Below are 18,597 nucleotides of genomic sequence, written 5' to 3' on the forward strand. Positions count from 1 at the left end.
GTGAGTATGAATTGCCCGTTCGGTTTTATAAGTCAAAAGCTGCACAGTAAGGATAGCCAGAATCTTCAAAATAATAATTTGAAACAAGCTTTTGCCGAAGATTTTATAGAGCGAAGCTCGCATTTTCTACCCGGACACGAAGAACTCAATGAACAGATGCGAATGATCGACTTGAATGAAATGGATTTAAGCTTACTTCGTCAAATTAAGCCTGCTATCGAAATGTATATGGACCGGATAACCGATTACTTTTATGAGTCTGTATTGGATGTTGAAAAGCTTGAACAAATTATATTGAAGCACAGTACAATTGAACGATTAAAGAGAACGCTCCGGGATCATCTGTTGGAGGTTTTCGATGGGAATGTCGATGAGGAATACATAAATAAAAGGTTGATGATCGCTAAAGTCCATAAAAGAGTGGGTTTGGAGCCTAAATGGTATTTATCCGCATTTCAAAATTTGCAAAATGGGTTTATGGAGATAATATATAAGGAAATACTCATAGATGACGAACAGAGATTAAAGGTTATCCGGACGATTACGAAACTGCTCAATTTGGAGCAGCAGCTTGTGCTGGAGGCATATGAAAAAGAAAACATGCTGGAAAAACAGCTTGAATACGAAATGGTGAAGGATGAACTAAAGAACAAAATTGCCATGTTCAGTGAGGATCTTGTTCATCTAAGCATTTCGACCAATGCTGCGATTGAGCAGCTGATTGCGAGCAGTGGTGAAGTTAACGATACCTTCCACAAAACCTCGTCTCTTGCTGTCAACTCCGAGAAGTTGGCCCAGGAGGGAAGTCTGCAGATGGATGGACTCAACGAACGGATTAGCAGTATTTTTGAGCATACTCACGAAATGGAGGATTACGTTAAAGAACTAACTGATGCCTCGAAGCAAATTGAGTATATAGTGGATTCGGTAAAAGAGTTTGCAAGCCAAACTAAGATGCTTTCCTTAAACGCGACGATCGAGGCCGCGAGAGCCGGTGAACATGGCAGGGGTTTTGGCGTGGTTGCTCAGGAAGTCAGCCGATTGTCTGAGGATACGAAGCAGACCGTCGTCCGCATTGCAGATTTGGTGAAAAATTCTGGCGATATTACATCCAAGGTTGTAAACAAGATCAAAGAGGTGCGCCAGCTAACCGATATGGGAAGGAAGCAGTCTTCCGACACAAGTATGGTATTCGCCAATATTGTGGGATCGATGAAACATAGTACCCAGGAAATTGTGTCGGTCGAGGAGCAGATCAGATTGTTGATTACTACTATTGAAGGAATAGGATATTCTACTTCTCAAGCAGCAGATTCAGCAGAACGCTTCAAAGCCGCTTCGGTCCAGCTTTAATCAGCTTCAAAGCCAATCCCTCGCGTTCATTTCAAAAGAATGACGCTCTTTTTATTTAAAGCTTGCAATGTGCCCATTCTTTATATATAATAGTGAATGTTGTTCTGAGACGTTGCGATGATGTGAGAGGTTACTGACACACCCGGCCCCTTTGCCATGGAGCAGTGTGTTAGAAAATTTTCACGGAGTATGTCCGATACCAAATTGGGCGATAGAAGGAGGGACTAAAATGGCAAAGCAAAAAATTCGTATTCGTTTGAAGGCTTACGATCACAGAATTCTTGATCAATCCGCTGAGAAAATTGTTGAAACAGCGAAACGTTCGGGTGCAGGTGTATCTGGACCGATTCCGCTTCCAACTGAAAAGCAAATCATTACTATTCTCCGTGCGGTACACAAGTATAAGGATTCTCGGGAACAGTTCGAAATGCGCACACATAAGCGCTTGATCGACATTGTAAACCCAACTCCACAAACTGTGGATGCTCTTATGCGCTTGGACCTGCCGTCCGGTGTAGATATCGAAATTAAATTGTAATTCCCGAATTAAGAAGGAAATGAGGTGTCAACATGAAAGGTATCTTAGGAAAAAAACTCGGAATGACTCAAGTGTTTACCGCTGAAGGTAACGTAATTCCTGTAACGGTTATCGAAGCAGGTCCTTGTGTTGTTCTGCAAAAGAAAGATGTCGAGAACGATGGATACGAAGCGATCCAAATCGGTTTCTCCGATAAAAAAGAAAGCAGATCCAACAAACCTGAAGCAGGTCATGCCAAAAAGGCAAATACTGCGCCTAAGCGCTACGTTCGCGAGGTTCGCGGTGTTGACCTCGGAGCATACGAGGTTGGCCAAGAACTGAAAGCAGACATTTTTGCAGAAGGCGAATATGTTGACGTAACGGGTACTTCTAAAGGTAAAGGTTTCCAAGGTAACATCAAACGTTGGGGACAAAGCCGCGGACCAATGGCACACGGATCGCGTTACCATCGTGGACCAGGTTCCATGGGCTCCATTCAAGCAAACCGCGTTCCTAAAGGTAAACACCTTCCAGGACACATGGGCCATGTAACTGTAACTGTACAAAAGCTTGAAGTTGTTAAAGTTGATACAGAGCGTAACGTTCTGCTGATCAAAGGCGCCATTCCAGGCCCTAAAAACAGCTTCGTGAAAATCAATGAAACGGTGAAAAAATAATCACCTAAGGAAAGGAGGAACAAGCAATGCCAAAAGTATCCGTGTTTAATGTCAGCGGAAGCCAAGTAGAAGAATTGGAACTGAGCGATGCGGTATTCGGTATTACACCTAACGTACACGTTTTGAACCAAGCTGTATTGCTGCAAAGAGCATCTTTGCGTCGTGGTACACACAAAGTGAAAGGCCGTTCTGAAGTACGCGGCGGCGGACGTAAGCCTTGGAAACAAAAAGGCACAGGCCGTGCACGTCAAGGTTCGATCCGTTCACCACAATGGAAAGGCGGCGGTACTGTATTTGGTCCAACACCACGCAGTTACTCGTTCAAGCTTCCTAAGAAAGTTCGTCGTTTGGCGATTAAATCCGCATTGTCTTCCAAAGTGATTGACAATAACATTATTGTTCTGGATGCACTTGCTCTGACCACGCCTAAAACGAAGGAATTTGCATCGATCCTGAACAACCTGAAAGTGGAACGTAAAGCTCTGATCGTGGCTCCTAGCTATGATGATAATGTAGCTCTTTCCGCTCGTAATATTCCTGGAGTGAAATTCGTAGCGGCAGACGGCATTAATGTTCTTGACGTGCTTATGTACGACAAGCTGATCATTACGAAAGAAGCAGTTCAGAAGGTAGAGGAGGTGCTCGCGTAATGAAAGATCCTCGTGATATTATCAAACGTCCGGTGATTACAGAACGTACTGCTGACTACATGGCTGACCTTAAGTATGCCTTCGAAGTTGACATTCGTGCTAATAAAACCGAAATCAAACAAGCCGTTGAGTCTATTTTCAAAGTGAAAGTAACCAGCGTTAACACTATGCGCGTCCCAGCTAAGCCGAAACGTTATGGCCGCTACAACGGTTATACAACCGAGTGGAAAAAAGCCATCGTAACGCTGAGCAAAGACAGCAAAGCGCTCGAGTTTTTTGAATCTGTAGAGTAAGGAGGAAATCACGTGCCTATTAAAAAGTATAAACCTACTTCCCCGGCAAGACGTAACATGTCTGTATCTACTTTCGAAGAGATTACGACAAATCAGCCGGAGAAATCGTTGCTTGCACCGCTTAGCAAAAAAGCTGGCCGCAACAACCAAGGTAAAATTACAGTTCGTCACCACGGCGGCGGACATAAACGTAAATACCGTATCATCGACTTCAAACGTACGAAAGACGGCATACCAGGTACCGTTGCTACAGTTGAGTATGATCCGAACCGTACTTCTAACATCGCTCTGATCCACTATGCAGACGGAGAGAAACGCTACATCATCGCTCCTAAAGGTCTGAAAGTTGGAGACAAGGTCGAATCCGGACCGAGCGCCGACATTAAAATCGGTAATGCTCTTCCAATGGAGAACATTCCAGTAGGTACTGTTATCCACAACATCGAACTGCAACCTGGCAAAGGCGGACAATTGGTTCGTGCAGCCGGTACCGAAGCTCAGCTTCTTGGTAAAGAAGAGAAATACGTATCCGTACGTTTGTCTTCTGGTGAAGTTCGCAAGCTCTTGAAGGTTTGCCGCGCAACCATCGGTTCTGTTGGCAACGAAGATCATGAGCTCATCAAAATCGGTAAAGCAGGCCGCAGTCGCTGGCTCGGACAACGTCCTGAAGTCCGCGGTGTAGTCATGAACCCTAACGATCACCCTCACGGTGGTGGTGAAGGCCGCGCTCCGATCGGTCGTAAATCGCCTATGTCTCCTTGGGGCAAACCAACCCTTGGTTACAAAACGCGTAAAAAAGGAAAAGCTTCTGACAAGTATATCGTTCGCCGCCGCACAAAATAATGCACATTGTGCATAACTTTGTGAAGTGCCGAAAGTAACGAGAGATTGGACGAAGGGAGGATTTTATAGATGAGTCGCAGTTTGAAAAAAGGACCTTTCATTGATGGGTACCTGCTGAAAAAAGTAGAAGTGATGAACGAGTCGAGCAAGAAAGCTGTTATCAAAACTTGGTCCCGCCGTTCTACTATTTTCCCACAATTTATCGGTCACACGTTCGGTGTATACGATGGACGCAAACACGTTCCTGTATATGTAACGGAAGACATGGTAGGTCACAAATTGGGTGAATTTGCTCCAACACGTACTTACAAAGGTCATACGGACGATGACAAGAAAACAAGAAGATAATTTGAAGCTCTTTGTTTGAGAGGAGGTAAAACAAATGGAAGCAAAAGCACATGCCAGATCGATCCGGATTGCTCCTCGTAAAGTCAAACTCGTGATTGACTTGATCCGTGGTAAGCAAGTTGGTGAGGCTATCGCCATTCTCCGCCACACTCCGAAATCGGCTTCCCTGGTTGTAGAGAAGCTGCTGAACTCAGCGATCGCCAATGCTGAGCATAACTACTCTATGGATATTAATAGTTTGGTTGTTAGTCAGGTTTTCGTTAACCAAGGACCAACCATGAAGAGATTCCGTCCACGTGCCATGGGCCGTGCAAGCAGAATCAATAAACGCACCAGCCACATTACTTTGGTGGTATCTGAAAAATAAGGAGGGATAACGTGTGGGCCAAAAGGTAAATCCTGTCGGACTCCGGATCGGTATTATCCGTGATTGGGAATCTAAATGGTATGCAGGCAAAGATTTCGGAAATCTTTTGCTGGAAGACGTTAAAATTCGCGAATACCTTAAGAATAAACTAAAAGATTCTGCTGTATCTCGTATTGAAATCGAGAGAGCGGCAAATCGTGTGAATGTGACTATCCACACTGCGAAACCAGGTATGGTTATCGGTAAAGGTGGTTCTGAAGTCGAAGTACTGCGGAGCCAAGTTACTAAAATTGCAGGCGGCAAAAAAGTTCACATCAATATCTCTGAAATCAAACATGCGGATCTGGATGCAATCTTGGTTGCAGAAAGCATCGCACAACAACTGGAACGTCGTGTATCTTTCCGTCGCGCTCTGAAACAAGCGATTCAAAGAACAATGCGTTCTGGTGCAAAAGGAATTAAAACTCAAGTCGGCGGACGTCTTGGCGGTGCCGAGATTGCTCGTTCGGAAGGATATAGTGAAGGAACAGTTCCTCTTCATACGCTCCGTGCTGATATTGACTATGGTACAGCAGAAGCGCATACTACTTATGGCCGTATTGGCGTAAAAGTATGGATCTATCGTGGTGAGGTACTTCCTCCGGCTAAGAAACAAGCTGCTCAGGAAGGAGGCAACTAATCATGTTGGTACCAAAACGTGTAAAACACCGCAAGCAACAACGCGGTCACATGAAAGGTATGGCTAAAGGCGGCACTGAGCTCAACTTCGGTGAATTCGGTCTGCAAGCTCTTGAGCCAACTTGGATTACGAACCGCCAGATCGAAGCAGCGCGTATTGCTATGACGCGTTACATCAAACGTGGCGGTAAAGTATGGATTAAAATTTTCCCTGATAAGCCGATCACTCAAAAACCTCTTGAGGTTCGTATGGGTAGCGGTAAAGGTAACGTAGAGAAATGGGTCGCAGTTGTCAAACCAGGTAAGATTATGTTTGAACTTGGAGGCGTGCCTGAGGAGATCGCTCGCGAAGCGATGCGTCTTGCCGCTCACAAGCTGCCGATCAAAACGAAGTTTGTGAAACGTGAAGAATTGGGTGGTGAAGCAAATGAAAGCTAATGATCTGCGTAACTTGACCACTGCAGAAATTGAGCAAAAGATTGCGGGTTTTAAAGAGGAGCTCTTTAACCTCCGTTTTCAATTGGCTACCGGACAGCTTGACAACCCGACTCGGATCCGTGATGTGCGCAGGGAAATAGCTCGTGCTAAAACCGTCATCCGTGAAAGAGAACTTGGGATTAGTTAATTGAATCAGTCATTTTTGCCTGTATTCAGGAAGGAGGCTAACGATGAGCGAAGAACGCAATGCTCGTAAAGTGCAAGTAGGTAAAGTTGTCAGTGACAAAATGGAAAAAACCATTGTTGTAGCTGTTGAAACTTACAAAAAACATGATCTCTATCACAAGCGTATTAAATACACTAAGAAATTTAAGGCGCATGATGAGAACAATACTGCAAAAATCGGAGATACCGTTAAAATCATGGAAACTCGTCCACTCTCCAAAGACAAACGCTGGAGATTGGTAGAAGTCGTTGAAAAAGCGGTTATCATCTAAAGATATAACGACAGTTTTTCCGAAAGGAGGAAATTTCAATGATTCAACCATTTACACGTCTGCATGTAGCTGACAATTCTGGTGCGAAGGAACTGATGTGTATCCGCGTATTGGGTGGTACGGGTCGTCGTACTGCTGCAATCGGTGATTTGATCGTTTGTTCCGTGAAACAAGCAACACCAGGCGGCGTTGTCAAAAAGGGTGACGTAGTCAAGGCTGTTGTGGTTCGTACGAAGCGTTCTGTACGCCGTAAGGACGGATCTTATATCGCATTTGACGAAAACGCAGCGGTTGTTGTTAAAGACGACAAGGGCCCACGCGGAACTCGTATTTTCGGACCAGTGGCTCGCGAACTTCGTGATAAAGACTTCATGAAAATCGTTTCCTTGGCACCGGAAGTTATCTAAGACTTACAATGATCGGATAACCGATTGAATAGATCGTTCCAAGTTATGCTTGTCAAAAGGCAAGCCGCAGGAGGTGTAACAAATGCCAAAAGTGAAAAAGGTTCTGGAATCGCACAATAACAAGCTGCACGTCAAGAAAGAAGACACGGTTATGGTTATCAGCGGTAAAGACAAAGGCAAAAAAGGCCGTGTCATTGCAGCGTACCCTCGTGAAAACCGTGTGCTTGTGGAAGGCGTCAACATGGTGAAAAAACACCAGAAGCCGAACCAAATGAATCCGCAAGGCGGAATTATTGAACAAGAAGCGCCGATCCATGTATCCAATGTGATGCATCTTGATCCGAAGAGCGGTAAAGTAACTCGTGTTGGTTACAAAGTGCTCGATAACGGTAAAAAGGTTCGTGTTGCTAAGAAGTCCGGAGAAGTTATCGACTAATCGAACAGTGGAGAAAGGAGGTTTATGATTCATGGCAACAAGAATGAAAGAACGCTTTCTGAATGAAATTACTCCTGCCTTGATGCAGAAGTTCAATTATTCTACGGTAATGCAAGTACCTAAAATCGAGAAGGTTGTCATCAACATGGGTGTTGGTGAGGCTGTTTCCAACTCGAAAGTGCTTGATTCCGCAGTGGCTGATATGCAGCTGATTGCTGGTCAAAAACCAGTCATTACTCGTGCTAAAAAATCCATCGCAGGATTCAAATTGCGTGAGAATATGCCGATCGGTGTTAAAGTAACTCTGCGCGGTGAGCGTATGTATTACTTCTTGGACAAATTGTTCAACATTACTCTTCCACGCGTACGTGACTTCCATGGCGTGTCCACCAAAGCATTTGACGGACGCGGTAACTACACACTTGGCCTCAAGGAACAACTGATTTTCCCTGAGATCGAGTATGATAAAGTGGATAAAGTCCGTGGTATGGATATCGTAATCGTAACGACGGCTAAAACTGACGAAGAGTCCCGCGAGCTGCTCGCTCAATTGGGAATGCCTTTTGCGAAGTAATTCGTGAATCCATTTCTCCGAAAATTTTTAGGAGGTGTCAGGCTAAGTGGCAAAAACTTCGATGAAAGTAAAACAACAACGTACGCCTAAGTATAAAGTTCGTGCTTACACGCGCTGCGAACGTTGCGGTCGTCCACATTCGGTACTGCAAAAGTTCAAAATTTGCAGAATTTGTTTCCGTGAATTAGCTTATAAGGGCCAGATTCCTGGCGTCAAAAAAGCAAGCTGGTAAGAAGTTTATAATCGGGAAGGAGGTTTACACACATGACTATGTCTGATCCAATTGCAGATATGCTTACTCGTATCCGTAACGCCAACACTGTGCGTCACGAAACAGTAGAAATGCCTGCTTCGACGATGAAAAAACAAATCGCTGATATCTTGAAGCGTGAAGGTTTCATCCGTGATGCAGAATATATCGATGACAACAAACAAGGGATTATCCGTGTTTTCCTGAAATATGGTGCAAACAACGAACGCGTTATCTCCGGTTTGAAAAGAATCAGTAAACCAGGTCTGCGCGTTTACACGAAGAGCAACGAAATCCCTCGTGTACTCGGCGGTCTCGGAATTGCGATTATCTCCACTTCTAAGGGGATTATGACCGACAAAGAAGCTCGTCAATCCAAAGCTGGCGGAGAAGTTGTCTGCTACGTTTGGTAATACACGTCACAAAACAAGGAGGTGCAACAAATGTCCCGTATTGGTCGCAAACCAATCGCAGTACCTAGCGGTGTGGATATCACACTGAACAATACCGAAATCACTGTTAAAGGACCTAAAGGATCTTTGACTCGTGAACTTCACAAGGATATGAAAGTAACGGTTGAAAACAACGAAATCGTCGTTGAACGCCCGTCTGATAACAAACTGCATCGTTCCCTTCACGGCACGACCCGCAGCGTTGTCAACAACATGGTGAGCGGCGTTACTGAAGGATTCTCCAAATCTCTGGAATTGGTTGGGGTCGGATATCGTGCAAGCAAATCCGGAGATAAAATCGTTCTTAACGTTGGATACTCTCATCCAGTTGAAATCACTCCAGAAGCCGGTATCGAATTCGAAGTGCCTGCAAATACAAAAATCATCGTTCGCGGTATTGATAAAGAGCGCGTAGGTGCATACGCTGCTAAAATCCGTTCCGTTCGCGAACCTGAGCCTTACAAAGGTAAAGGGATTAAGTACGAAGGCGAACGCATTATCCGTAAGGAAGGTAAAGCTGGTAAGAAGAAATAAGCTTTCTAAACTTATCAGTTTTTTACCCCATGCGTCTTAAAGTGAAGCTGTAATGGCAAACTGAAAGGAGTGAAATGGAAGTCATGATTACAAAACAGGATAAGAACAAGGCACGTGTCAGACGTCATCTGCGTGTACGCAAGAAAATCCAAGGTACCGCTGCTCGTCCACGTCTGAACGTATTCCGTTCTTCTAAACATATCTATGCTCAACTGATCGATGACGTAGCTGGTGTAACCATCGTTTCCGCATCTACAGTTGATAAAGAACTTAACAGTTCTATTAAAAACGGCGGCAGCGTAGAATCCGCTCGTCAAGTAGGCGAACTGGTTGCTAAGCGCGCTAAAGAAAAAGGTCACACAGCGGTTGTATTCGACCGTGGAGGTTACCTGTATCATGGACGGATTCAAGCCTTGGCTGAAGCAGCACGCGAAGCTGGCTTGGAATTCTAAGAATTTCTAAAAAGGAGGTTAACGACTTGCGTGTAGATCCGAACACTTTAGAACTGACTGAAAGAGTTGTAAATATTAACCGTGTAGCTAAAGTTGTAAAAGGCGGACGCCGTTTCAGCTTCAGCGCTCTGGTTGTTGTCGGTGATGGCAAAGGCTACGTTGGTGCCGGTATCGGTAAAGCAGGCGAAGTACCTGACGCCATCCGCAAAGGCATCGAAGATGCTAAGAAAAATCTGATTCACGTTCCGATCGTAGGAACATCCATTCCTCACCTGGTTACTGGTCACTTCGGTGCTGGTCGCGTTCTTTTGAAACCAGCTTCTGAAGGTACTGGAGTAATCGCTGGCGGTCCTGTACGTGCCGTACTGGAACTTGCTGGTGTGGGTGACATCTTGACAAAATCTTTGGGTTCTTCGAACTCCATGAATATGGTCAACGCAACTTTGGAAGGTTTATCCCGTCTGAAGCGCGTTGAAGAGGTTGCCAAACTTCGTGGCAAATCTGTCGAAGAGCTGCTCGGTTAAGGAGGGAATGTCATGGCTAAACTTCAAATTACCCTCGTCCGCAGTGTAATCGGTCGTCCTGAAACTCAGCGTACTACCGTTAAGACTCTCGGCTTGCGTAAACTTAACTCCAGCGTGGTTCATAACGACAATCCTGCGATTCGCGGAATGATCAACAAAGTGAGTCATCTGGTATCTGTAACAGAAATTGAAGGTTAATCTGCTAAAGATTAACCTACAAATATTAAGGAGGTGCAACGAACGATGAAGTTACATGAACTTACTTCAGCTACTGGCTCCCGTAAAGACCGTAAGCGTGTAGGTCGCGGTACAAGTAGCGGTACGGGTAAAACATCTGGCCGCGGTCACAAAGGGCAAAATTCTCGTTCCGGCGGCGGCGTACGTCCTGGATTCGAGGGTGGACAAAACCCACTGTATCGTCGTCTGCCTAAACGTGGTTTTGTAAATCCTACGCGGAAAGAGTATGCGATTGTTAACATCGAGGAACTGAACAGCTTTGCAGAGGGTACAGAAGTAACTCCGGAATTTTTGGTGGAGAGCGGCGTAGTGAAAAATACGATGAGCGGCATCAAAATTCTTGGCAATGGCGAAGTAACCGTCAAATTGTCTGTAAAAGCAAATAAGTTCTCTCAATCTGCGGTAGAGAAGATCGAGGCTGCCGGCGGTAAAACCGAGGTGATCTAATGTTTAAGACCCTGAAGAATATATGGCGGGTTGAGGACCTTCGTAAAAGAATTCTGTTCACCTTGTTGGTACTGATCATTTACCGTATTGGTTCATTCGTTCCTGTTCCTGGCGTTGATAAAACGGTCCTGGAACAGACGAATCAGCAAGGCTCAGAATTGTTTGGTCTCTTAAACACGTTCTCGGGTGGTGCATTGCATCAATTCTCCATCTTTGCCCTCGGGATCGTGCCGTATATTACCTCGTCCATTATCGTGCAGTTGCTCTCGATGGATGTCATTCCTAAGCTGGCTGAGTGGGCAAAACAAGGCGAGCACGGGAAGAAGAAATCAGCGCAATTGACTCGTTATGGTACGATTGTATTGGGTCTCATCCAGGCATTTGCGATGTCAATCGGGTTTAACCGGTTGTATTCAGCCGAAATGATTCCTAATGCTACTTTTGTGGATTATCTGCTGATTGCCATCGTGCTGACAGCGGGTACCGCATTCCTGATGTGGCTCGGTGAGCAGATTACGGAAAAAGGAATCGGTAATGGTATTTCCATTCTGATCTTCTCCGGGATTATCGCAAATATCCCGACATATATCCGGTCTAGTGCTCAGTCGAACTTTATTCAAGAAGGCCAGGTCTTCATGAATACCCTGAAAACATTGATCGTTCTCATTGTCATCGTGGCGATTATTGTGGGTGTTATTTACATCCAGCAGGCGATTCGTAAAATACCTGTACAATATGCAAAACGTGTCGTTGGCAACAAGATGTATGGTGGACAGAATACGCATATTCCGATGAAAATCAATGCGGCTGGCGTTATTCCGGTCATCTTCGCAGTATCTCTGCTGCAGTTCCCTACTATTATCGCAGGATTCTGGTCTACTCATGAATGGGCGAAGTGGATTCAAACAAACCTGAGATATGACTATCCTCTGGGTATGGTACTGTATGTTCTGATGATTATCGGTTTCACGTTCTTCTACACTTTCGTGCAGATGAACCCGAACCAAATGGCAGACAACATGAAGAAAAACGGCGGCTATATCCCGGGTATTCGCCCTGGTAAAGCAACCGAGAAGTATCTGACCCGTGTGATGTCCCGTCTAACCATGACTGGTGCCATCTTCCTGGCTGTTATTTCTCTCGTGCCGATTGGCTTCGGTACTCTGGCTGGCTTGCCTAGCTCAGTTAAAATCGGAGGCACTTCACTGCTGATCGTCATCGGGGTTGCACTCGATACAATGAAGACCATCGAAAGTCAGTTGATCAAACGTCACTACAAAGGTTTTATCAACAAATAAGTGATAGGTTCCGGTGAAGTCCACTTTGAACTTCCCGGCAACTTATTGCGTTGTTTCTTGTAAAGAGGCAGTGTCGGAGGGAGAGAGAAACGTGAACATACTATTCATGGGCCCTCCTGGGGCAGGAAAAGGAACACAGGCAGAAGTCATTGTCAATGAATTCGGCATTCCCCATATATCTACCGGCGATGCATTTCGTCTGGCGATTAAACAGGGAACTCCTATTGGGATCAAAGCCAAAGAATACATGGATCAAGGACTTTTGGTACCGGATGATGTAACGATCGGCATTGTGGAGGAACGTCTGCAGCAGTCCGATTGCGAAAAAGGTTTTTTATTGGATGGTTTTCCAAGAACCCTTTCGCAAGCGGAAGCGCTGGATGAAATACTTAGCAGACTTCATACCCAGCTGGATCATGTCATCAACCTGAGAGTAGACCGTGATAAATTGATGGCGCGCCTTACAGGACGCCGGATATGTAAAAACTGCGGTGCTACTTATCATGTGATCTTTAACCCGCCGAAACAGGAAGGTGTATGTGATAAATGCGGAGGCGAATTGTATCAACGCTCAGATGACAATGAAGAGAGCGTCGGTACCCGTCTAGACGAATATATCAACAAAACAGCACCACTCCTAGCATTTTATGAGAACAAAGGTCTATTGCGTCAGATCGATGGTGATCAAGAAATCGATACGGTATCGAGTGAGATCGTATCGGTGCTGCGAGGTTAGTCGTAATGATCATTTGTAAGTCCGAAACGGAACTCGGCTTTATGCGAGAAGCAGGGCGAATTGTGGCGGAAACGCACCGTCTCATGGCAAAGCACATTGAACCGGGCATTACGACCGGGGAACTTGACTCAATTGCCGACCACTACATTCGCAGTCAGAAAGCACTGCCGTCTTTTAAGGGCTACAATGGTTTTCCTGCCAGCATTTGCGCTTCAGTCAATGATCAGTTGGTACACGGATTTCCCGGCAAACGCAAATTAAACGAAGGCGACATTATTACGCTAGACATCGGTGCGCAGTACCGTGGTTACCATGGAGACTCCGCTTGGACCTATCCTGTAGGCAGGATTTCCGATGAGGCCCAGCGTCTGCTGGACGTCACCGAGCAATCTTTGTATGCAGGCTTGGAGCTTGTCAAACCTGATGTGCGCCTGTTCACGATCTCACATGCCATCCAGCGCGTCATTGAAGACGCCGGCTTCTCGGTTGTTCGAGAGTATGTCGGACACGGAGTTGGGGCAGAACTGCATGAAGAACCGAATATTCCGAACTTTGGCGCTCCGGATCGGGGACCTCGGCTCAAAGCTGGCATGGTGCTGGCGATCGAACCGATGGTTAATGCCGGCTCACGTTATGTCAAAACGCTTGAAGACAATTGGACGGTCGTTACGGTCGACGGATCCTTATGTGCTCACTTTGAGCATACGATAGCCGTTACTTCCGAAGGTCATGAGATTCTCACAAAACTGGATGTGTAGGTGATTGTTCTTGAGTAATCAAAACAGCCTGCAAATCGGCCAGATTGTGAAAATCCTGAAAGGCAAAGATGCCGGACAGGTGGCCGTGGTCGTATCCATTGAAGACAGCAGGTTCGTATATATAGCGGATGGGAACAAACGAAAGTTTGACCAGAGAAAGAAGAAGAATCTTCAGCATCTGGAGCTCCAGTCCTTCATTAGCAGCGAGGTCGCTAACAGTTTAAATGAAAGCGGTCGGGTCACGAACGGAAAGCTGCGTTTTGCAGTCACGAAGTTTGTGCAGTCCACCGAATCCCATGCTGAAGAGAAAGGAGACTAACTGTGGCCAAAGAAGATGTAATTGAAGTGGAAGGTACGATCATCGAACCGTTGCCGAATGCTACATTCAAGGTTGAGCTTGAGAATGGTCATCAAATTCTTGCTCATGTTTCCGGTAAGCTGCGGATGCACTTTATCCGTATTCTGACAGGAGACAAAGTGGTCGTGCAGTTATCGCCTTATGATTTATCCAAAGGCCGTATAACGTACCGTAAGTAATTTTTACCGTTTCTTTCATTAAGACGCCAGGGATGTTATGATCCTATATGGCACTTGAAAATGTTCTTTCCTGGTTTTACACTTGTAAAATCCGGTTGATCCTATAAGATATGAATTTGCTTCCTTCATGATGGGAGCAAATCCTTATGAAAAAAGTTTTGCGCTGCAAGACTTTAGTCAATCCTTACGAAGTGAGTTTTGCTATGCAAAACTTGAGGGAGGTAATTAACATGAAGGTGAGACCTTCTGTGAAGCCTATTTGCGAAAAATGCAAAGTCATTCGCCGCAAAGGTACTGTAATGGTTATCTGTGAAAATCCGAAACACAAACAAAAACAAGGTTAATTGAAGGGGGTGTAGCGTAAAATGGCTCGTATAGCTGGTGTGGATTTGCCACGTGACAAACGCGTTGAGATCGCCTTGACTTATATTTTCGGAATCGGTAAAACGACTTCCCAGAAAATTCTGAGCACTACAGGCATCAATCCGGACACTCGTGTTCGTGATTTGACGGAAGATGAAGTCAGCAAATTGCGTGAAACGATCGACAAATCGGTTAAGGTTGAAGGTGACCTGCGTCGTGAAATTTCCTTGAATATTAAACGTCTCGTTGAGATCGGTTGTTATCGTGGAGTGCGTCATCGCCGCGGTCTGCCGGTTCGTGGACAACGTACTAAAACGAATGCTCGTACACGGAAAGGCCCTCGTCGTACTGTAGCGAACAAGAAGAAATAAGAAGGGGGGATAAAAGAGAATGGCTAAACCGAAAAAAGTCGTACGTACTAAACGTCGTGACCGCAAAAATATTGAATCCGGAGTGGCTCATATCCGTTCCACGTTCAATAATACGATCGTCACAATTACGGATCCTCATGGAAACGCGATTTCCTGGGCAAGCTCCGGCGGCCTTGGATTCAAGGGTTCCCGTAAGTCGACTCCGTTTGCAGCTCAAATGGCTGCAGAATCCGCAGCAAAAGCTGCTATGGAACATGGAATGAAATCGGTAGAGGTTATGGTTAAAGGTCCAGGTGCAGGCCGTGAAGCAGCGATCCGCTCTTTGCAAGCAGCTGGTCTGGAAGTTAACCTGATCAAAGACGTTACTCCAGTTCCACATAACGGTTGCCGCCCGCCTAAACGTCGTCGTGTCTAGTTGAAGTCAACCTGAAGAATGTGGTATATTTCCGGCACAATCTGCTAATAATGGTTGTTTAGGCATACTACATGTTTACACAAGATAAGTTGACAGTTTCAAATAGGAGCGACGTTTGAAGGAGGGGTAATTGCGTGATTGAAATCGAAAAGCCGAAAATTGAGACCGTAGACGTCAGTGAAGACGGAGCCTATGGCAAGTTTGTAGTAGAACCGCTTGAGCGTGGATATGGAACGACTTTGGGGAATTCCCTTCGCCGGATCCTGCTTTCCTCGCTGCCAGGCGCAGCCGTAACATCCGTGCAGATCGATGGCGTTCTCCACGAGTTCTCAACGGTTCCGGGTGTAATGGAAGACGTGACGGAAATTATTCTGAACCTGAAGGCTCTATCCCTGAAAATTCATTCTGATGAGGAAAAAGTCCTCGAGATTGATGCTGAGGGTGAAGGAGTTGTGACGGCAGGAGATATCCGGGCGGACAGCGATGTTGAAATTCTTAATCCGGACCTTCATATTGCAACGATGGGTCCAGGTTCAAGACTTCACATGCGTATTTTTGCTAACCGCGGTCGTGGCTATGTCCAAGCAGATAAGAATAAACGTGATGATCAACCGATAGGCGTCATCCCGGTCGATTCTATCTATACCCCGATTAGCCGCGTCAACTATGGCGTGGAGAATACGCGGGTTGGTCAAGTGACCAACTATGACAAATTGACGCTTGAAATCTGGACTGATGGAAGCATCCGCCCAGAAGAGGCTGTAAGCCTCGGCGCCAAAATTTTGACCGAGCATTTGATGCTGTTCGTTGGTCTGACCGACGAAGCGAAAGATGCTGAAATCATGGTCGAAAAAGAAGAAGACAAAAAAGAAAAAGTGCTTGAAATGACGATCGAAGAGCTTGATCTCTCCGTTCGTTCCTACAACTGCCTCAAGCGTGCCGGTATTAATACGGTACAAGAGCTGACTACTAAAACCGAAGAAGACATGATGAAAGTCCGTAACCTGGGCCGCAAGTCTTTGGAAGAAGTACAGGAAAAGCTCGAGGAACTTGGTCTGGGACTTCGGACAGAAGAATAGCTTCTTAGAATCGTTAGCGAAGGAGGGGAAAACATGGCATACCAAAAGTTGGGCCGCGATTCCAGCGCACGTAAAGCTTTATTCCGTGACCTGGTTACCGACCTGTTCTTATATGAACGCATCCAAACTACGGAAGCGAAAGCGAAGGAAGTTCGTTCCATCGCAGAAAAGCTGATCACTAAAGCGAAGAAGGGTGACCTTCACGCTCGTCGTCAAGTGGCAGCATTCGTTCGTCGTGAAACGATTGATGGAGAGCAAGACGCTATCCAAAAACTGTTCAGCGAACTGGCTACCCGTTATTCTGAGCGTCCAGGCGGATACACACGTATCCTGAAACTCGGACCTCGCCGCGGTGACTCCGCGCCTATGGTTTATCTGGAACTGGTTGACCGCGCGTAAACAGGTGAGGATGGGGAAAGGGGGGAAGGAATCGTATGATTCTGATCGAACCCTTTTTTTCACGTCCGGGACATGTGGACGGATAAAGACCATCTTTTCCGGATAACAGGCCCAGGTTCGTGTTCCTTTGACTCAATCAGGAACGGCTCCGCCGTGTTGTACGGCGGAGCCGTTTTATGTTTCAGCGTGAGCAGCGCATGAGTTGCCTTTTTCGATAAAAGGCAGGCAGAGGATTCAGGAGGTTATGGGGAATGCGCAACATATGTATGAAAGTCAGCTATGACGGTACGAACTACAGCGGTTTCCAGACCCAGCCGGATGGAAATGCCATTCAGGATTATCTGGAGAAGTCTATTGATATGCTCACGGGAGAGAAAGTGAAAATACATGCTTCGGGCCGCACTGATGCCGGTGTTCACGCCTATGGACAGGTTTTTCATTTTCACACCACTTCCAAGATTCCTGTGGAACGTTGGTGTATGGCACTGAATTCCAGACTTCCAAGAGATATCATGGTTACGGAAGCCAGAGAAGTCCCGCTGGAGTTTCACTCCAGAAGGTCTGCGAAGCGGAAAACATACCGTTATACCATTAATGCCAATCAATTCCCGGATTTATTCCGCAGAAATACGGAGCTTCATCATCCTGGCAGGTTGAATGTAGAAGCCATGGCTGAGGGGTTGAAGCATCTGATTGGCACGCATGACTATACATCCTTTGCGTCCAGACACTCTACCAAGCCATCTCATATCCGTACGGTATATGATGCCCATATAGAGAGGGATCAATCCATGTGCCGCCCGGGAACCCGGGACCAGGGCTTGATTCATATCTTTATTACCGGCAACGGCTTTTTGCAGCATATGGTTCGTATTATTGCGGGTACATTGCTGGAAGTGGGGAAAGGCCGTAAGAAGCCTGAGGATATCGCGTCGGTATTGCAGGCAAAAGACCGGATGAAAGCAGGTCCGACCGCGGAATCCAAAGGACTTATTTTATGGAATGTGGAATATGAGAATTTCAATTAAAAACATTGAAAATCAGCTTGCGATTTATCTGCCTATACTGTAGAATAAAAGTTGTGTTTTCTTAATGGCTATCCCACAGCCCCCAATTAGGAAAATTACAAACCTTACATTTACAAATGACTTTTGATAACGACAATGAACGAAGATAAATGATTTTCGGACGAATACAAGGAGGAACTATTCATGCGTACCACCTATATGGCTAAGCCAAATGAAGTTGAGCGCAACTGGCACATTATTGATGCCGAAGGCAAAACTCTTGGTCGTTTGGCGAGCGAAGCAGCTGCTTTGATCCGTGGCAAACATAAGCCACAATTCACAACTCACGTTGACACAGGTGACTTTGTAGTTGTCATCAATGCTGAGAAGATTCACCTTACAGGCAAGAAAATGCAAAACAAGAAATACTACCGTCACTCCATGCATCCAGGTGGTTTGAAAGTGACTAACGCTCATGACCTTCTGAACAGCAAACCAGAACGTGTATTGGAATCCGCTGTTCACGGCATGCTTCCTAAAACTCGCATGGGCGAGAAAATGAAGCTGAGATTGAAAGTATATGCAGGCACTGAGCATCCACATGCAGCACAAAACCCAGAAGTTTACGAACTTCGCGGATAATTAAAAGGAGGACAGTTT

34 protein-coding genes are annotated in these 18,597 nt (G+C 45.7%); all 34 read left to right on the forward strand.

Features of this window, described 5'->3' with window-relative positions:
- Positions 1 to 6 precede the first annotated feature (6 nt).
- Positions 7 to 1,353, forward strand: a complete 1,347-nt coding sequence (locus E6W40_RS29105; protein ID WP_246073248.1) for a globin-coupled sensor protein — start codon at positions 7 to 9, stop codon at positions 1,351 to 1,353.
- 229 nt (positions 1,354 to 1,582) lie between these two features.
- On the forward strand, positions 1,583 to 1,891 hold the full coding sequence (gene rpsJ / locus E6W40_RS29110; RefSeq protein ID WP_005544556.1) for a 30S ribosomal protein S10: 309 nt from the start codon (positions 1,583 to 1,585) through the stop codon (positions 1,889 to 1,891).
- A gap of 32 nt (positions 1,892 to 1,923) precedes the next feature.
- A complete protein-coding gene (gene rplC, locus E6W40_RS29115) occupies positions 1,924 to 2,547 on the forward strand; it encodes a 50S ribosomal protein L3 (protein WP_136609108.1) in 624 nt (207 codons plus the stop codon).
- 26 nt (positions 2,548 to 2,573) lie between these two features.
- Positions 2,574 to 3,197, forward strand: coding sequence for a 50S ribosomal protein L4 (gene rplD / locus E6W40_RS29120; RefSeq protein ID WP_136609109.1), 624 nt, complete (start codon positions 2,574 to 2,576; stop codon positions 3,195 to 3,197).
- Positions 3,197 to 3,490 (forward strand): 50S ribosomal protein L23, encoded by a 294-nt coding sequence (rplW, locus tag E6W40_RS29125; protein ID WP_136609110.1) that lies wholly within the window; start codon positions 3,197 to 3,199, stop codon positions 3,488 to 3,490. The genes rplD and rplW overlap by 1 nt, the downstream gene beginning before the upstream one ends.
- Positions 3,491 to 3,502: 12 nt before the next feature.
- Entirely contained in the window at positions 3,503 to 4,333 is an 831-nt protein-coding gene (rplB, locus tag E6W40_RS29130; protein WP_136609111.1) for a 50S ribosomal protein L2, read from the forward strand.
- Positions 4,334 to 4,402: 69 nt separating this feature from the next.
- Positions 4,403 to 4,681 (forward strand): 30S ribosomal protein S19, encoded by a 279-nt coding sequence (gene rpsS, locus E6W40_RS29135; RefSeq protein WP_094600175.1) that lies wholly within the window; start codon positions 4,403 to 4,405, stop codon positions 4,679 to 4,681.
- 34 nt (positions 4,682 to 4,715) lie between these two features.
- The gene (gene rplV / locus E6W40_RS29140) at positions 4,716 to 5,048 is read left to right on the forward strand and encodes a 50S ribosomal protein L22 (RefSeq protein ID WP_136609112.1); all 333 of its coding nucleotides are present in this window, start codon (positions 4,716 to 4,718) and stop codon (positions 5,046 to 5,048) included.
- 13 nt (positions 5,049 to 5,061) lie between these two features.
- A complete protein-coding gene (rpsC, locus tag E6W40_RS29145) occupies positions 5,062 to 5,727 on the forward strand; it encodes a 30S ribosomal protein S3 (RefSeq protein WP_136609113.1) in 666 nt (221 codons plus the stop codon).
- A 2-nt stretch (positions 5,728 to 5,729) separates the two neighbouring features.
- The gene (rplP, locus tag E6W40_RS29150; RefSeq protein WP_094600172.1) at positions 5,730 to 6,164 is read left to right on the forward strand and encodes a 50S ribosomal protein L16; all 435 of its coding nucleotides are present in this window, start codon (positions 5,730 to 5,732) and stop codon (positions 6,162 to 6,164) included.
- Positions 6,154 to 6,351, forward strand: a complete 198-nt coding sequence (gene rpmC / locus E6W40_RS29155; RefSeq protein WP_036712586.1) for a 50S ribosomal protein L29 — start codon at positions 6,154 to 6,156, stop codon at positions 6,349 to 6,351. The genes rplP and rpmC overlap by 11 nt, the downstream gene beginning before the upstream one ends.
- A gap of 43 nt (positions 6,352 to 6,394) precedes the next feature.
- On the forward strand, positions 6,395 to 6,661 hold the full coding sequence (gene rpsQ / locus E6W40_RS29160; RefSeq protein ID WP_136609114.1) for a 30S ribosomal protein S17: 267 nt from the start codon (positions 6,395 to 6,397) through the stop codon (positions 6,659 to 6,661).
- Between the two features lie 38 nt (positions 6,662 to 6,699).
- Positions 6,700 to 7,068: a 50S ribosomal protein L14 gene (rplN, locus tag E6W40_RS29165; RefSeq protein WP_136609115.1), complete on the forward strand. Its 369-nt coding sequence runs from the start codon at positions 6,700 to 6,702 to the stop codon at positions 7,066 to 7,068.
- An 82-nt stretch (positions 7,069 to 7,150) separates the two neighbouring features.
- Complete coding sequence (gene rplX / locus E6W40_RS29170; protein ID WP_211147105.1) at positions 7,151 to 7,504, forward strand: 50S ribosomal protein L24; 354 nt, start codon at positions 7,151 to 7,153, stop codon at positions 7,502 to 7,504.
- Between the two features lie 31 nt (positions 7,505 to 7,535).
- Complete coding sequence (gene rplE, locus E6W40_RS29175; protein ID WP_136609116.1) at positions 7,536 to 8,078, forward strand: 50S ribosomal protein L5; 543 nt, start codon at positions 7,536 to 7,538, stop codon at positions 8,076 to 8,078.
- A 46-nt stretch (positions 8,079 to 8,124) separates the two neighbouring features.
- A complete protein-coding gene (locus E6W40_RS29180; RefSeq protein ID WP_074961883.1) occupies positions 8,125 to 8,310 on the forward strand; it encodes a type Z 30S ribosomal protein S14 in 186 nt (61 codons plus the stop codon).
- A gap of 32 nt (positions 8,311 to 8,342) precedes the next feature.
- On the forward strand, positions 8,343 to 8,741 hold the full coding sequence (gene rpsH, locus E6W40_RS29185) for a 30S ribosomal protein S8 (protein WP_136609117.1): 399 nt from the start codon (positions 8,343 to 8,345) through the stop codon (positions 8,739 to 8,741).
- A 30-nt stretch (positions 8,742 to 8,771) separates the two neighbouring features.
- Positions 8,772 to 9,314, forward strand: coding sequence for a 50S ribosomal protein L6 (gene rplF, locus E6W40_RS29190; protein WP_136609118.1), 543 nt, complete (start codon positions 8,772 to 8,774; stop codon positions 9,312 to 9,314).
- 83 nt (positions 9,315 to 9,397) lie between these two features.
- Positions 9,398 to 9,766, forward strand: coding sequence for a 50S ribosomal protein L18 (rplR, locus tag E6W40_RS29195; RefSeq protein WP_136609119.1), 369 nt, complete (start codon positions 9,398 to 9,400; stop codon positions 9,764 to 9,766).
- 26 nt (positions 9,767 to 9,792) lie between these two features.
- Positions 9,793 to 10,290, forward strand: a complete 498-nt coding sequence (rpsE, locus tag E6W40_RS29200) for a 30S ribosomal protein S5 (RefSeq protein ID WP_136609120.1) — start codon at positions 9,793 to 9,795, stop codon at positions 10,288 to 10,290.
- Between the two features lie 12 nt (positions 10,291 to 10,302).
- Positions 10,303 to 10,488, forward strand: a complete 186-nt coding sequence (rpmD, locus tag E6W40_RS29205; protein WP_127606503.1) for a 50S ribosomal protein L30 — start codon at positions 10,303 to 10,305, stop codon at positions 10,486 to 10,488.
- Between the two features lie 45 nt (positions 10,489 to 10,533).
- Positions 10,534 to 10,974, forward strand: coding sequence for a 50S ribosomal protein L15 (rplO, locus tag E6W40_RS29210; protein WP_136609121.1), 441 nt, complete (start codon positions 10,534 to 10,536; stop codon positions 10,972 to 10,974).
- Positions 10,974 to 12,272, forward strand: a complete 1,299-nt coding sequence (secY, locus tag E6W40_RS29215; protein ID WP_136609122.1) for a preprotein translocase subunit SecY — start codon at positions 10,974 to 10,976, stop codon at positions 12,270 to 12,272. Before rplO ends, secY begins: the two co-directional genes overlap by 1 nt.
- Positions 12,273 to 12,363: 91 nt before the next feature.
- Positions 12,364 to 13,008, forward strand: coding sequence for an adenylate kinase (locus E6W40_RS29220; RefSeq protein WP_136609123.1), 645 nt, complete (start codon positions 12,364 to 12,366; stop codon positions 13,006 to 13,008).
- 5 nt (positions 13,009 to 13,013) lie between these two features.
- The gene (map, locus tag E6W40_RS29225) at positions 13,014 to 13,766 is read left to right on the forward strand and encodes a type I methionyl aminopeptidase (protein WP_136609124.1); all 753 of its coding nucleotides are present in this window, start codon (positions 13,014 to 13,016) and stop codon (positions 13,764 to 13,766) included.
- A gap of 10 nt (positions 13,767 to 13,776) precedes the next feature.
- Entirely contained in the window at positions 13,777 to 14,085 is a 309-nt protein-coding gene (locus E6W40_RS29230; RefSeq protein WP_136609125.1) for a KOW domain-containing RNA-binding protein, read from the forward strand.
- 2 nt (positions 14,086 to 14,087) lie between these two features.
- The gene (gene infA, locus E6W40_RS29235) at positions 14,088 to 14,303 is read left to right on the forward strand and encodes a translation initiation factor IF-1 (protein WP_136609126.1); all 216 of its coding nucleotides are present in this window, start codon (positions 14,088 to 14,090) and stop codon (positions 14,301 to 14,303) included.
- A gap of 230 nt (positions 14,304 to 14,533) precedes the next feature.
- The gene (rpmJ, locus tag E6W40_RS29240) at positions 14,534 to 14,647 is read left to right on the forward strand and encodes a 50S ribosomal protein L36 (protein WP_003322638.1); all 114 of its coding nucleotides are present in this window, start codon (positions 14,534 to 14,536) and stop codon (positions 14,645 to 14,647) included.
- Between the two features lie 21 nt (positions 14,648 to 14,668).
- Positions 14,669 to 15,037 (forward strand): 30S ribosomal protein S13, encoded by a 369-nt coding sequence (rpsM, locus tag E6W40_RS29245; RefSeq protein WP_136609127.1) that lies wholly within the window; start codon positions 14,669 to 14,671, stop codon positions 15,035 to 15,037.
- A 19-nt stretch (positions 15,038 to 15,056) separates the two neighbouring features.
- Entirely contained in the window at positions 15,057 to 15,452 is a 396-nt protein-coding gene (gene rpsK / locus E6W40_RS29250; RefSeq protein ID WP_127606489.1) for a 30S ribosomal protein S11, read from the forward strand.
- A gap of 134 nt (positions 15,453 to 15,586) precedes the next feature.
- The gene (locus tag E6W40_RS29255; protein ID WP_127606487.1) at positions 15,587 to 16,531 is read left to right on the forward strand and encodes a DNA-directed RNA polymerase subunit alpha; all 945 of its coding nucleotides are present in this window, start codon (positions 15,587 to 15,589) and stop codon (positions 16,529 to 16,531) included.
- Positions 16,532 to 16,564: 33 nt separating this feature from the next.
- The gene (gene rplQ, locus E6W40_RS29260) at positions 16,565 to 16,930 is read left to right on the forward strand and encodes a 50S ribosomal protein L17 (protein WP_136609128.1); all 366 of its coding nucleotides are present in this window, start codon (positions 16,565 to 16,567) and stop codon (positions 16,928 to 16,930) included.
- A gap of 251 nt (positions 16,931 to 17,181) precedes the next feature.
- Positions 17,182 to 17,958: a tRNA pseudouridine(38-40) synthase TruA gene (truA, locus tag E6W40_RS29265; RefSeq protein WP_136609129.1), complete on the forward strand. Its 777-nt coding sequence runs from the start codon at positions 17,182 to 17,184 to the stop codon at positions 17,956 to 17,958.
- Positions 17,959 to 18,141: 183 nt separating this feature from the next.
- A complete protein-coding gene (rplM, locus tag E6W40_RS29270; protein ID WP_136609130.1) occupies positions 18,142 to 18,579 on the forward strand; it encodes a 50S ribosomal protein L13 in 438 nt (145 codons plus the stop codon).
- Positions 18,580 to 18,597: the final 18 nt, after the last annotated feature.

The organism is Paenibacillus dokdonensis, assembly GCF_004916975.1.
GTDB lineage: Bacteria > Bacillota > Bacilli > Paenibacillales > Paenibacillaceae > Paenibacillus_AQ > Paenibacillus_AQ dokdonensis.